At 65.5% G+C, this 13,902-nt stretch carries 9 protein-coding genes and 2 tRNA genes; 8 read left to right on the top strand and 3 right to left on the bottom strand.

All coding sequences use genetic code 11. The annotated features are described in order from the left end of the window. Window positions 1–6: 6 nt before the first annotated feature. The 3 genes from nudC to NQJ30_RS19055 all read left to right on the top strand — a co-directional run bounded on the left by nudC (window position 7) and on the right by NQJ30_RS19055 (window position 3,968). Entirely contained in the window at window positions 7–1,074 is a 1,068-nt protein-coding gene (gene nudC, locus NQJ30_RS11700) for an NAD(+) diphosphatase (protein WP_255770091.1), read from the top strand. 111 nt (window positions 1,075–1,185) lie between these two features. Beyond that, on the top strand, window positions 1,186–3,321 hold the full coding sequence (locus NQJ30_RS11695) for an ATP-dependent DNA helicase UvrD2 (protein WP_255770090.1): 2,136 nt from the start codon (window positions 1,186–1,188) through the stop codon (window positions 3,319–3,321). Then, window positions 3,318–3,968: a M48 metallopeptidase family protein gene (locus tag NQJ30_RS19055; RefSeq protein WP_308215211.1), complete on the top strand. Its 651-nt coding sequence runs from the start codon at window positions 3,318–3,320 to the stop codon at window positions 3,966–3,968. The genes NQJ30_RS11695 and NQJ30_RS19055 overlap by 4 nt, the downstream gene beginning before the upstream one ends. Here the strand turns inward: NQJ30_RS19055 and NQJ30_RS11680 are convergent. Then, window positions 3,965–5,473 (bottom strand): zinc-dependent metalloprotease, encoded by a 1,509-nt coding sequence (locus NQJ30_RS11680; RefSeq protein ID WP_255770089.1) that lies wholly within the window; start codon window positions 5,471–5,473, stop codon window positions 3,965–3,967. The genes NQJ30_RS19055 and NQJ30_RS11680 overlap by 4 nt on opposite strands. Before the next feature lie 132 nt (window positions 5,474–5,605). On the opposite strand from NQJ30_RS11680, the gene NQJ30_RS11675 reads away from it, so the two are divergent. The 5 genes from NQJ30_RS11675 to NQJ30_RS11655 all read left to right on the top strand — a co-directional run bounded on the left by NQJ30_RS11675 (window position 5,606) and on the right by NQJ30_RS11655 (window position 11,343). Continuing rightward, window positions 5,606–6,799, top strand: coding sequence for a YlbL family protein (locus NQJ30_RS11675; RefSeq protein ID WP_374113253.1), 1,194 nt, complete (start codon window positions 5,606–5,608; stop codon window positions 6,797–6,799). A gap of 136 nt (window positions 6,800–6,935) precedes the next feature. Continuing rightward, window positions 6,936–9,920 carry a UPF0182 family membrane protein gene (locus NQJ30_RS11670; RefSeq protein WP_255770088.1) on the top strand — a complete coding sequence of 995 codons (2,985 nt, stop codon included), beginning with the start codon at window positions 6,936–6,938 and terminating at the stop codon, window positions 9,918–9,920. 77 nt (window positions 9,921–9,997) lie between these two features. Next, a tRNA-Met gene (locus NQJ30_RS11665) sits at window positions 9,998–10,071 on the top strand. Window positions 10,072–10,203: 132 nt separating this feature from the next. Then, window positions 10,204–10,280, top strand: a tRNA-Met gene (locus NQJ30_RS11660). 130 nt (window positions 10,281–10,410) lie between these two features. Beyond that, window positions 10,411–11,343, top strand: a complete 933-nt coding sequence (locus NQJ30_RS11655) for a cytochrome b/b6 domain-containing protein (RefSeq protein WP_255770087.1) — start codon at window positions 10,411–10,413, stop codon at window positions 11,341–11,343. A gap of 28 nt (window positions 11,344–11,371) precedes the next feature. Here NQJ30_RS11655 and NQJ30_RS11650 read toward each other — a convergent pair whose 3' ends face one another. Both NQJ30_RS11650 and NQJ30_RS11645 read right to left on the bottom strand, forming a co-directional pair. Continuing rightward, the gene (locus NQJ30_RS11650) at window positions 11,372–12,820 is read right to left on the bottom strand and encodes a cryptochrome/photolyase family protein (RefSeq protein WP_255770086.1); all 1,449 of its coding nucleotides are present in this window, start codon (window positions 12,818–12,820) and stop codon (window positions 11,372–11,374) included. A 128-nt stretch (window positions 12,821–12,948) separates the two neighbouring features. Then, the gene (locus NQJ30_RS11645; protein ID WP_255770085.1) at window positions 12,949–13,740 is read right to left on the bottom strand and encodes a PspA/IM30 family protein; all 792 of its coding nucleotides are present in this window, start codon (window positions 13,738–13,740) and stop codon (window positions 12,949–12,951) included. Between the last annotated feature and the right edge of the window lie 162 nt (window positions 13,741–13,902).

Raw genomic sequence — 13,902 nt, 5'->3', positions numbered from 1 at the left:
GGAAGCATGAGTTACGCGGAGTCCGCTACACCGGCCTACCAAGCACAGTCCGAACAGGCGCAGTCCGACCAAGCGCAGTCCGAACAGGCGCAGGCAGCCCGGCTGCCGGCCAACCACCTGTTCGACACTGTATTGCCGGTGCGGCCGGCGGCGGTGGACCGCGGCTCCGTTGAACGCGCCCGCCCGGGCATGGTCGAGGACCTGCTGGCCAATAAGGAAACGCTCGCGCTCGTCTTGGCCGGACGGCAGGCCCTAATACAGTCCAACCAGCTGTTCATGCCGGCGGCACACGGACTGCTGGAACGGCTCCGGGAGCTGGGGACCGCCGCCGACCACGTCATTTACCTCGGCGCCGCGGTGCCGGAGTCGGATCTGCCCGCCGGCACGGAAATTGTCCTGATCATCCTGCCCGGGACCGTGGAGCCGGGCGCAGCAGGAATTCCCTCGGACGCCGAGTGGGCCGGATTCCGGGACATCGCCGCAGTCCTGAACCCCACAGACACAGCGTTGTTTGTTGAAGCCAGCGCCATCGCCAACTGGCACGCCACCCACACGCACTGCCCCCGCTGCGGTGTCCCCACGGTGGTGGAGTCCGGTGGCTGGGTGCGCCGCTGCCCGGAGGACAACTCCGAGCACTACCCCCGGACGGACCCCGCCATCATCGTGACGGTGATGGGACCCGACGGGCGCCTCCTCCTGGGCGGCGGCGGCCCTCTGGACGCCAAGAATTACTCCACGCTTGCCGGATTCGTGGAGCCCGGCGAATCCCTCGAGCAGGCCGTGATTCGGGAAATCCACGAGGAAGTGGGCGTCAAGATCACCCGTTGCCAGTACCTGGGCTCACAGTCCTGGCCGTTCCCGGCCTCCCTGATGCTTGGGTTCTCCGCCATCACCGAGGACACCGTGGCAACGCCCGACGGCGTGGAGGTCACCAGGGCACGCTGGTTCAGCCGGGCAGAACTGCAGGCTGCCGTGCTCGCCGGAGAGATCACCATATCCAGCCGGCTGTCCATCGCCCGCTCCCTGATCGAACATTGGTATGGCGGCCGGATCATGGACCGCGCCGACACCTGACCACCCTGACAGGGAGGCATGCCTTGCCCGCCGCCGGCAGAGTAGGCGTCCCGCACCGCAGTCCCGCACGGCAGTCCCAACATTGGCAGTCCCAACGACAGAGCAGCAGAAGTGACCACAGAGAATTTTGACAGTGCACAGTCCCTCGAGGAACGCATCCTCGGGGGACTCGATGCCGAGCAGCGGGAGGTCGCCAGTACCCTGAACGGCCCGTTGTGCGTCCTGGCCGGCGCGGGGACCGGAAAGACCCGTGCCATTACCCACCGGATCGCCTATGGCGTGCACTCCGGTGTCTACAGTCCGCAGCGGCTTCTGGCCGTCACGTTTACTGCCAGGGCCGCGGCGGAGATGCGCAGCCGGCTCCGGGACCTGGGTGTAGGCAACGTGCAGGCCCGCACGTTCCACGCCGCCGCCCTGAGGCAGCTGCAGTTTTTCTGGCCCCAGGCTGTGGGCGGCACACTGCCCAACCTGCTGGACCACAAAGCCCAGATGATCGCCGAAGCATCCCGGCGCCTCAGGCTGAGCACGGACCGCGCTTCCATCCGTGACCTCGCCTCGGAGATCGAGTGGGCCAAGGTTTCCATGCTGACTCCGGCCAACTACCTGGAGAACGCTCAGGGCCGGGGAACGCCCGGCGGGTTTGACCTGACCGCCGTCGCCCGGGTTTTCCAGTCCTACGAAGACGTCAAGACGGACCGCAACGTCATCGACTTCGAGGACGTCCTGCTGATCACGGTCGGCATCCTGCAGGAGGACCAGAAGGTTGCCGCCACCGTCCGTGAGCAGTACCGCCATTTTGTTGTGGATGAATACCAGGACGTTTCCCCGCTGCAGCAGCGCCTCCTGGAGCTGTGGCTCGGCGGCCGGGATGAGCTGTGCGTGGTGGGCGATGCCAGCCAGACCATTTACTCCTTCACCGGCGCTTCCCCCAAGCACCTGCTGGGGTTCAAGGCCCAGTACCCTGAGGCCAATGTGGTGAAGCTGATCCGCGACTACCGGTCCACGCCGCAGGTGGTGAAACTGGCCAACGACCTCCTGGCAGGCCGGCGAAGCGGAGGCCCCGCCGCCGACGCGGCCTGGGCAACCCCGCTCCAGCTCGTGGCCCAGCGCCCGGCCGGGCCGGTGCCCCAGTTCACCGAATGCTCGGACGATGAAGCCGAAGCTGCCACAGCGGCGGTCAAGATCCGGGAACTGCTCGACGCCGGCACACCCGCCAGCCAGATCGCCGTCCTTTTCCGCACCAACGGGCAGTCCGAAGCCTATGAACAGGCCCTCGCGGCCGCCGGTATCGGCTACCAGCTCCGGGGCGGTGAGAGGTTCTTCGCCCGTAAGGAAGTGCGCGACGCCATCCTGCAGTTGCGCGCCGCCACCCGCGCTGTGGCCGAATCAGCCACGCCTGAACCGGTGGGCCAGCTGGTCCGCGACATTGTGGCGTCCCTCGGCTACACGGAAGCCCCGCCCCACAACGGCGGCGCCCTCCGCGAACGCTGGGAATCCCTGGCGGCGCTGGTCGCGCTTGCCGACGAACTGGCCCAGGTCAGGGGCGAGCACTTCGGGCTGGCGGACTTTGTCAACGAACTCCAGGAACGGTCCCTGGCGCAGCACGCCCCCACCGTCCAGGGCGTGACCCTTGCTTCCCTGCATGCCGCGAAGGGCCTGGAGTGGGACGCTGTCTTCCTCGTCGGCCTCAGCGAAGGCCTGATGCCCATCTCCTTCGCCGACACTCCCGAGGCCGTGGATGAGGAGCGGCGACTCCTGTACGTGGGAATCACCCGGGCGCGCGAGCACCTCGCCCTGTCGTGGTCCACGGCGCGGACACCAGGCGGCCGGGCCAACCGGAAACCTTCACGCTTCCTTGACGGGCTACGGCCCAACTCGGTAGCCAGCTCTACTGCGCGCGGCAAGGGGCCTGCCGCCCGCCGCAAAGCTGCAGCCCCCGCTACCTGCAGGGTCTGCGGGAGCATGCTGGCCAGCGGCGCAGAACGCAAGGTGGGCCGCTGCAACGACTGCCCGCCCAGCTACCAGGAACAGACCTTTGAGGCATTGCGGCAGTGGCGCAAGGAGATCGCTCTGGCCGCCGAAGTCCCGGCTTTCGTGGTCTTCACAGACGCGACGCTGACGGCCATCGCCGAGGCCAAGCCGTCCTCATTGGAGGAACTGGCTGCCTTGGCCGGCGTGGGTCCGGCCAAGCTGGAGCGCTACGGCGAAGACGTCCTGCGGGTGCTTGTCGAGAGCACCGTCCTGTGACGCCCGGCAAGCGCAGCCGGCAGGCAGTCCTGACAACTGCCAACGGGGCGCCGGTGGAGGTCCGGCGGTCGGCCCGGCGCACCCGGACCGTGGCCGCCTTCTGGGAAAACGGAACCGCTGTGGTGGCCATCCCGGCCCGTTTTACGGCCGCCCAGGAGTCCGAATGGGTCCACCGGATGCTCGAGAAATTGCACCGGCAGGGGGAGCGGCGCGCAGACAAGGGACGCAGGCAGCCTGCCACGGACGCTGCCCTGGCGGCCCACGCCGCGCACCTGTCGGCCCAGTACTTCGGTGGCAGGGCAGTGCCGACGTCGGTCCGCTGGGTCAGTAACCAGAACTCACGCTGGGGTTCGGCGACGCCTTCGGAAGGAACCATCCGGCTCTCCGACAAGCTCCGGGCGATGCCGCAATGGGTCGTTGACTACGTGCTGCTGCACGAGCTCGCCCACCTGCTCGTGGCTGGCCACAACGCGGCGTTCTGGAAGCTGTTGGAAGCCTATCCGGACACCCTGCGCGCCAAGGCGTTCCTGGAGGGCGTCTCATTCGCCACTTCCCGGGGCTGGGCGCCGGGGGAGCCGGGCCGGACGGGAACCCCGTGGCTGCCGCCGGAACCGGCGGCAGCCACGGGGACGCCGACTAGGCCCTAGCCTTCTTTGGGCTGGTCCTTACCGTCGTCGTCGGATTCCCCGCCGGTGCCTCCCGTGGTGGCATCATCGGGACCGGCGTCAGCGGAGCCATTATCGCCGGAGCCCGCGTCGGCGGAGCCCGCGTCAGCGCCGTCGGAACCCGTGGAGTCCTGGGGGCCGTCATCGAAGCCGCCGCTGAGGAGCTTCTGCAGCGCGTCGTCCACTTCGCTGTCGCTGGCTTCGGCCAGCTTGCGGCGGCCTCCGAAGCCCTTGGGGTCATCGAGGTCCTCTGCCGTCGGAAGCAGGTCCGGGTGCTGCCAGATGGCGTCGCGCCCGGCAATGCCGCGTTCCTCCTTGAGGGCGGCCCACAATGTGGCTGCGTCCCGCAGCCGGCGGGGGCGCAGCTCCAGCCCCACCAGGGAAGCGAAGGCATGTTCGGCCGGACCGCCGGTGGCTCGGCGCCGCCGGACCGTCTCACGGAGGGCGGCAGCGGAGGGCAGCATCTTCTCGGTGGCGGAAGCCGTGAGCTCGTCCACCCAGCCTTCGACGAGGGCAAGCGCAGTTTCCAGTTTTTCGAGTGCCTGCTCCTGGGCAGGTGTCCGCTGCGGCATAAAGACGCCCTGGGACAGTGCTTCCTGGATCCCTTCGGGGTTGCTGGGATCCAGGTCCCGGGCCAGTTCCTCGATGCGGGAGGTGTCAATGTGGATGCCGCGGGCGTAGGCCTCGATGGCGCCGAGCAGGTGGCCACGCAGCCAGGGCACCTGGACAAACAGGCGTGCGTGGGCCGCTTCGCGCACGGCGAGGAACAAGCGGATGTCGTTCGCAGGCAGGCCAAGCCCTTCGCCGAAGGACGCAACATTGGCCGGCAGGAGGGCCATTTCGAGGTCCGCCAGCGGCACGCCGATATCCGTTGAACTGACGACGTCGGCCGAGAGGGCGCCGATGGCCTGGCCCAGCTGCATCCCGAATATTGCTCCGCCCATGTTCTGCAGCATGGACGATGCCCCGCCCATCATGGACTTCATCTCTTCGGGCATTTGTTCGGTCATGGCACTGGAGAGGGCGTTCGCGATGCTGTTGGCGACGGGTTCGGTCAGCCGCTTCCATGTCCCGAGCGTGGCTTCCACCCACTCGGCCCGGGACCAGGCCCGGCCGATCAGGCCCGTGGCAGGAAGGTCCGTGACCGGATCGAGCCAGAGTTCGGCAAGGCGCAAGGCTTCGTCCACTTCCCGGCTTTGCTGGGACGTGACGGACGGGTCCGCGCTGCCGGCTGCGACGCGCCGCGCATTTTCGTGGGCGAGCTGCCAGTTGACAGGCCCTTCCGAGGGGGCGCTCATCATGGCCTGGACCTGGGAGAACATCTGGGCCAGCAGGTTGGGGTCATCCGGCAGGCCGGCAGCTTTCGCCAGTTCGGCGGGGTCGAAGTTTTCCATACCCTTGCCGCCCATCAGGTTCTGCAGCATCTCGGTCAATGGATCCTTTGGCGTGTCATCGCCATCGGACGGATTGAGTGGGTTGGAGGTCATGGTCCCGCCGATCGTCAGTTTGAGCGTTCACTTCACGGTACCCCGGGCCGGGGCGGCTGTCTGCCGGACGGGGTGGTCGTTCGCTCTAGGCAAAGAGCGGGCAGGCAGGCGCCACCGCGTAGTGTTGTTTCAGTGACTACAACCCGTGGCGAACACCCACACGAGGACCACACCCGCAAGCCCGACGTCGGCGCTAACGTGCCCTCGGATCCTCCGGGAGGGCATTCAGGCAGCGTCGCCCCTGCCGGGCATTTTGCCCCCCGGCCCCCGGGGCAGGGGGACAAGCGGGTGTCCGTCATGATGCTCTCCGGAGCATTGGCTGTGGGGCTGGGGATAGCGGCTGCCACCATTCCGGTGCCCTATGTAGTGGAAAGGGCAGGCCCCACGTTCAACACGCTCGACAGGTCCGGAGACACCCCCGTCATCACCGTCACGGGACACGAGACCTACCCGGCGAAAGGCAACCTGGACCTGACCACTGTTTATGTCGAAGGCGGCCCCACCAGCCCGGTCAGCATCTTTGGTGCCCTGGGAGCGTGGCTGGACGGGTCCAAGTCGGTGTACCCGCAGGAGCAGATCTACCCCACCGGTACCACCAAGGAGCAGGCGGAAGAACAAAGCTCCGTGGCCATGACCACCTCCCAGGAGAACGCCGTCGCGTCGGCACTCAAGGAGCTCAACATTCCCTTTGGCCAGCAACTGCAGGCCGCCGGGCTCTCCTCCGGGTCGCCGTCGGCCGGCAAGATCGAGAACGATGACATCTTCGAAACCATCAACGGAAAGCCCATCACGTCCCTGGCCGTAGTGCAGGACGAACTTGCCGCAGGCAAGGGCGCTCCCGTAACTCTCGTGGTGCAGCGGGGAGGGCAATCCGTCACCCAGACCATCACCCCCAAGGACAACGGGTCCGGCCGTTACATCCTCGGAATCATGCTGAAATCGCTCTTTTCGTTTCCCTTCGATGTGAAGATTTCGCTGGACAAGGTGGGCGGTCCCAGCGCCGGGCTGATGTTCTCGCTGGGGATCATCGACACCCTCACGCCGGGCGACATGACCGGCGGCAAACACATCGCCGGTACCGGAACCATCTCTCCCGACGGGAGTGTGGGTCCCATCGGCGGGATCCGGCAGAAGATGCTGGGGGCGCGCGCGGGCGGAGCCACGCTGTTCCTTGCCCCGGCCGATAACTGCGATGAGGTAACGGGCAACGTGCCGGCAGGAATGCAGGTGGTGAAGGTACAGAACCTTGACCAGGCACGATCCGCCGTGGAGCTCGCCGGATCCGGCCAGGACACGGCCGGCCTTCCGTCCTGCGCCAACAACTAGACTGAGGCCAGGAACTAAGCTTTACCGCCACTCGTGGCAGATATGACGGACGGCGCCACACGCTTGACCGGTGCCGGACGTCAACCGCACGCGCTCTCCTAATGTAAATCTGACGATTAGCTATGAGGTACCGAGTTTGTCCCGTCCCAGCAGCCCCATCCCGCCCGGAAGACCCCCATCACGACGCGGGGCCCTGACACCCACCCTGATAGTCGTTGCCCTGGTAGTAGTGGGCTTCATCTTCTTCGCCAATGTGTGGACTGATGTCCTGTGGTACCGGCAGCTCGGTTACTTCGAAGTGTTCCTCACCGAGAACCTCTCCCGGATCCTGATCTTCCTTGTCGGCTTCGCGCTGATGTTCGCGGCGGTCTTTTTTGCCATCCGGATCGCGTACCGGGCCAGGCCCGTGTACGCGCCGGACTCCGAGATGCGTGACAACCTCAACCGGTACCAGGCACAGCTTGAACCGGTCCGCCGGGTCGTGATGGTGGGCCTTCCCATCCTTTTTGGCCTCTTCGCCGGCAGCGCGGCCGCAAGTCAGTGGCAGAAGGTGCTGCTCTTCTTCAACCAGGTGCCGTTCGGCCAGACAGACCCGCTCTTCAACCTGGACATCAGCTTCTACGTGATGACGTTGCCGTTCCTGGGCTTCATCACGGGCTTCCTCATCAGCGTGGTGGTGGTGGCCGGCATCGCCGGAATCCTCACCCACTACCTCTATGGCAGCATCCGCCTGATGGAACGCGGCGTGTTCACCAGCAGGGCGGCGCAAATCCATCTCGCCGTTACGGGTGCGAGCTTCCTGATCCTGCTCGGCGCCAATTTCTGGCTGGACCGTTACTCTGCGCTCCAGAGTAACGGCGGTCGCTGGGCCGGCGCCCTGTACACCGATGTCAATGCCGTCATTCCCACCAAGGCCATCCTCGCCGTCGCTGCCGTACTGGTGGCCATCCTTTTCATCGTCGCCGCCATCATCGGCCGCTGGCGACTGCCCGTCATCGGGACCGCCATGCTGGTCATCACCTCGATCCTCGCCGGCGGCGTGTACCCGTGGGTCATCCAGCAATTCCAGGTCCGGCCTTCCGAGCAGACGCTGGAAAAGGACTACATCGACCGGAACATCAAGATGACCCGGGCTGCGTACGGCCTGGACCAGATCCAGGTGGACCGCTACAACGCGACGAACACGCCCAATGCCGGAGCGCTTGCCCCGGACGCTCAGACCACCGCCAACATCAGACTCCTGGACCCCAACCTGATCTCTGATGCGTTTGCCCAGCTGGAACAGTACCGGCCGTACTACCAGTTCCCCGCATCGCTGAATGTTGACCGCTACGAGGTGAACGGCAAGATCCAGGACACGGTGATTGCAGTACGCGAGCTGAACCCGGTCAACGTCGCCACAAACCAGCAGGGCTGGCTCAACCAGCACGTCGTCTATACCCACGGTTATGGCGTGGTCGCAGCCAAGGGAAACAAGTTCACCGTTGACGGCAAGCCCGAGTTCCTCCAGTCCGGCATTCCGTCCACCGGTGTGCTCGGCGACGACTCGACCTACCAGCCGCGGATCTACTTCGGCGAAAATTCCCCGGAGTACTCCATTGTTGGTGCGCCCGCCGGCGCCACCCCCCGCGAGCAGGACAGGCCCTCGGGCAAGGAAGGCGAGGCAGACAACCAGTACACCTTCGAAGGCAACGGCGGCCCGAATGTGGGCAGTTTCTTCAACAAGATCCTCTACTCGATCAAGTTCCAGTCCTCGGACCTGCTGTTGTCCGATGGCGTCAATGCCGAGTCCCAGATCCTCTATGACCGCAACCCCCGGGATCGTGTCGAAAAGGTTGCGCCCTACCTGACCGTTGACGGCAACGCCTACCCTGCTGTTGTGGACGGCCGGGTCAAGTGGATCGTGGACGGATACACCACCAGCCAGTACTACCCGTACTCGCAGCAGGAACAGCTCTCGGCGGCGACTGCAGACTCGCAGACCTCCGCGGGGCGGTCGGTGGCGCTGCCCAACAGCTCCGTGAACTACATCAGGAACTCCGTCAAAGCCACCGTCGACGCCTACGACGGTTCGGTGACCCTGTACGCGTGGGATGACCAGGACCCGGTCCTGAAGGCATGGCAGAAGGTTTATCCCACGTCCCTGAAGCCGTATTCGGAGATGTCCGGCGATGTCATGAGCCACGTCCGTTACCCTGAGGACCTCTTCAAGGTCCAGCGTGAACTCCTGGGCCGCTACCACGTCACCGATCCGGGCAGCTTCTACCAGTCCAAGGACGTCTGGAGCGTTCCCAACGATCCCACCGTGTCCACGGATGTGAAGCAGCCACCGTTCTACATGTCGCTGCAGATGCCCGACCAGAAGGAACCAGCATTCCAGCTGACGTCCTCCTACATTCCGCAGATCGTGAACAACACAGCCCGGAACGTCCTGTACGGCTTCCTCGCGGCCGACTCTGACGCCGGTAACCAGAAGGGCGTGAAGGCCGACAGCTACGGCAAGCTCAGGCTGCTCCAGATTCCGCCGGAGATCCAGGTCCCCGGGCCGGGTCAGGCGCAGAACAAGTTCAACTCGGACCCCACCGTGTCCCAGGCGTTGAACCTCCTGCGCCAGGGTGCGTCGGAAGTCCTCAACGGCAACCTGCTGACGTTGCCCGTCGGTGGCGGCATCCTGTACGTGCAGCCTGTTTACCTGAAGTCCACAGGCGAGACGTCGTACCCGACGCTGCAGCGCGTGCTGGTGGCCTTCGGTGACAAGGTGGGCTTCGCGCCAACGCTCGACGGCGCGCTGAAGCAGCTCTTCGGCGGCGACTCCGGTGCGGCTGCCGGTGACTCCGCCAACACGGGTCAGACGCCCCCGACGCCGGGAGAGACTCCTCCTGCCAGCGCTGGCGCCCAAGCTGATCTCAAGGACGCCCTGGATGCAGCGAACGCCGCCATCAAGGCAGGCCAGGCAGCCTTGGCCGGCGGCGACTTTGCCGCCTACGGGGAAGAACAGAAGAAGCTGGCAGCCGCACTGCAGAAGGCGCTCGACGCCGAGGGGAAGATTCCGGTGCCGGCACCTACCCCGGCGCCGGAAGCCACACCGTCAGCCACGCCCTCGCCGTCACCAAGTAAGTAACGGCGGCCCAGCGAGACACACATCACGCCACCAGGATTTGGCCTCCCGTTCACCGAACGGTAGAGTTGATCTTGCGACGCGGGGTGGAGCAGTTCGGTAGCTCGCTGGGCTCATAACCCAGAGGTCACAGGTTCAAATCCTGTCCCCGCAACTGGCGGAAAGTCCGGATTCTGGAAACAGGATCCGGACTTTCCTGTTTAACAGACTCGTTTAGCGCAGTCGCAGGGGGCGTGGGCACGGTGGTAATTCTCTGCTCCAAAGTAGGGTAGAGTTGATCTTGCGACGCGGGGTGGAGCAGTTCGGTAGCTCGCTGGGCTCATAACCCAGAGGTCACAGGTTCAAATCCTGTCCCCGCAACCATATGAAAGACCCCGACCGGGAGTTACGCCGGCCGGGGTCTTTTTTTGCCCGATTAGTGGTGGTTCCTAGTATTCTCGTTCGCAGAGCCGTTTGAGCGCTGGTCAGTCATTCTCGAGAGGAATGTTTTTCGATGTCCACACCCACGAAGAAGCCTGCCTCCGGGACGGGCAAGCGGTCCAGGCTCTACTGGGGTGTCCCGGCTGTTCTTGTTGCGCTGGTGCTGGTGGTGCTGCTTGCCAAGTGGATGACGGGGCTCCCTGCGGTGGCCTCGTTCCTCGCGGACTACCCGGGTCGCTCGGAGCTCCCTGACGGTGCGCCTGTGGGCTTTCCGGCCTGGCTGGCCTGGCAGCACTTCCTGAACGGTTTCTTCCTGCTGCTGATCATCAGGACAGGCTGGCAGGTACGGACCACCACCCGCCCCAGCGGGCACTGGACGCGCAACAACAAGGGCCTGCTCAAGACCAGGAACGCGCCCACCAAGATCACCTTGGAGCTGTGGCTGCACCTGACCCTGGACGCGCTCTGGGTCCTGAACGGTGTGGTGTTCGTGATCCTGCTGTTCGCCTCGGGCCAGTGGATGCGGATTGTCCCCACCAGCTGGGATGTCATTCCCAACGCGCTCTCGGCGGCACTGCAGTACGCCTCGCTCAACTGGCCCACGGAGGACGGCTGGGTCAACTACAACGCGCTGCAGCTGCTGGCTTACTTCACCACCGTGTTCATCGCCGCGCCGCTTGCCTTCATTTCCGGTATCCGGACGTCTTCCGCCTGGCCCAAGAAGGCAGCGGGCCTCAACAAGGCCTACCCCATGGAACTGGCCCGCGCCATCCACTTCCCGGTCATGATCTATTTCGTGGCCTTCATTGTGGTGCACGTCTTCCTGGTTCTTGCTACGGGTGCCCTGCGGAACCTGAACCACATGTACGGTGGCAGTGACGACGCCGGCTGGTTCGGTTTCTGGGTCTTCGTTGCGTCGGTCGCCGCGATGGTTGCGGCGTGGTTCCTGGCGCGTCCGCTCTTCCTGCGGCCCATTGCCTCCCTGATGGGCAAAGTCAGCCGCTGACGGCCCGCCTCCGCCGCCTGCAGGTCCCTCAGCTGTCCAGCTGGTCCTTGAGCTTCTGATAGGTGGCAAGCGCCCGTTCGCGGGACTCGGGGAGCCCCACCATGGGTGCCGGATAGTCCTTCATGTCATGGTCTTTCCAAGGTTCGTGGATCGCTTTGCCGTCCAGCCCGGCCAGTTCCGGCACAAACTCACGGAGGTACCGGCCTTCGGCATCGAACTTCTTGCTCTGGGTGACGGGGTTGAAGATCCTGAAATAGGGAGAGGCATCGGCTCCTGAGCCCGCCACCCATTGCCAGTTCGCCGGATTACTGGCCGAATCGGCGTCCACGAGGGTGTCCCAGAACCATGCCTCGCCAAGCCGCCAGTCGGCAAGGAGGTTCTTGACCAGGAACGACGCCGCCGCCATCCGCACCCTGTTGTGCATCCAGCCCGTCTGCCACAGCTGCCGCATCCCGGCGTCCACCAGCGGATACCCTGTGCTGCCCTGCTGCCACGCCTCGAGTTCCGCAGCGGTGGGTTCCTGCCAGTCGAAACGGTCAAACTCGGGGCGGTAGTTGCGGGTGGCCAGCTGCGGGTTGGCATAAAGAAGCTGCCAGCAGAATTCCCGCCAGCCAAGCTCGGACCGGAAGATTCCGACGTCGGGCGTTGCCTCACGCGGATACCGGAGGCGAATCTCGTGCCAGACCCGGAACGGACTGATTTCGCCGAAGCGCAGGTGCGGGGACAACCTGCTGGTGCCTTCCACCCCGGGAACGTCCCGGCCGGTGCCGTAGTCCTCCAGCGGACCGGCCAGGAAATCGTCCAGGCGGCTGTGGGCCCCGGCCTCACCGGGTTGCCAGGTCCGGGCCAGGCCGCCGCTCCAGTCCGGCGACACAGGGAGCAGGGCCCAGTCTGCCAGGGCGTCACTGTCCACCTGCCCCGGGCCTGTTCCGGCATGGCTGCCGGGGGAGGGGAGGCGGCCCGGTGCGTCCAAAGGCGTGCGGGGTTCGCCGGCCGCCGTGCAGGCGCGCCAGAAGGGCGTGAAGACCTTGTACGGACCTCCGCTTCCGGTGGTGATGGTCCACGGCTCGTGGAGCAGGTTGGCCTGGAAACTTTGGGCCTCGATGCCGTTCTCCGCCGCCCAGGCCTTAATGCCTGCGTCCACGGCCCGCTCGGGCCCGCCATAGCGGCGGTTCCATAACAGGTGCTGCGCTCCGGTTTCCTTCGCCAGCCGGCGGATCACGTCGCCTGCCGGCCCCCGCCGGAGCACCAGCGTTGACCCGGCTTTGGCCAGGGCCGCATCGAGCGAAACCAGGGAGTGGTGCAGCCACCATCTGACCGCACCGCCCAAGGGCCGGACGCCCGGTGATTCCTCATCGAGAATGTAGACCACGGTGAGCGGCCGGCCGATGTCGACGGCGTGCAACAGGGCGGGATTATCGTCCAGCCGGAGGTCATCACGGAGCCAGACGATGGTGGATGCACTGGGGGAGGCCATGCCTTCCACGCTACACACCTCAGCGTGCCGCCGCGGAGAGCGCCGCCGGGCTGCCAAAACAGCAGGGGCCGGAGTTCAGCGCGAACTCCGGCCCCTGCAGGACCCGCCCAAGGGGCGGCGTCTACTGGCTACAGCTTGTCGAAATCAGCTTCGTCAACGGTTGACCCGGACGGGACTGAAGCACCCGACGCGCCGAGCGCCGGCTTGGCGCCACCGGACTTCAGGGCGGCGAGGCGGGCCTCGATCTCCGTCTGCTCGCCGAGGTCCTCGAGCTGGTTGAACTGGGCGTCCAGGCTCGACGCAGCAAGTTCCTGCTGGCCGCGCACCTTGGCCTCTTCGCGGCGGATCTTCTCTTCGAAGCGGCCGACCTCGCTGGTGGGATCCATGAAATCGATGCTCTTGATGGCGTCGTGCACCTGGGACTGCGCTGCGGCAGTCTTGGAGCGGGCCACCAGTTCGTTGCGCTTGCTGGTCAGCTCGTTGAGCTTGCCCTTCATCTGGTCCAGCCCGGTCTTGAGCTTGTCCACCACTTCGCGCTGCGAGGAGATGCTGGGCTCCGCTGACTTGGCCTCATTCTCGGCGGACATCTGGCGCTGCAGCGCCACTTTGGCGAGGTTGTCGAACTTCTCGGCGTCGGCGGTGTCGCCGCCGGCCCGGTACTCATCGGCCTTGCGTGAGGCCGCCAGGGCCTTGTTACCCCAGTCCTGCGCGTTCTTGATGTCCTCGCGGTAATCGTCCTCGAGCATCCGGAGGTTTCCGATGGTCTGGGCAACTGCCGACTCAGCCTCGGCGATGTTGTTCGTGTAGTCCCGGACCATCTGGTCCAGCATCTTCTGCGGATCCTCGGCGTTGTCCAGCAAGGAGTTGATGTTCGCCTTTGCGAGCTGCGCGATGCGGCCGAAAATGGACTGCTTAACCATGGTTGTTACCTTTCGTCCTGCTCAATGGTGGCCACTGAATTCAGTGAACAGTTGTTGTACCGCTGATGTCCGTCGCCGGAGGAAGCCCCGACGACCAGCCTCTTGGGGCTAGAAACTGCCGGAGTCGCCTCCACCGAAGTCGCCGCCGCAAAAGCCGCCGCC

This window comes from Pseudarthrobacter sulfonivorans, assembly GCF_024391045.1.
Taxonomy (GTDB): domain Bacteria; phylum Actinomycetota; class Actinomycetes; order Actinomycetales; family Micrococcaceae; genus Arthrobacter; species Arthrobacter sulfonivorans_B.
This window is presented reverse-complemented; position numbering and strand designations above follow the sequence as displayed.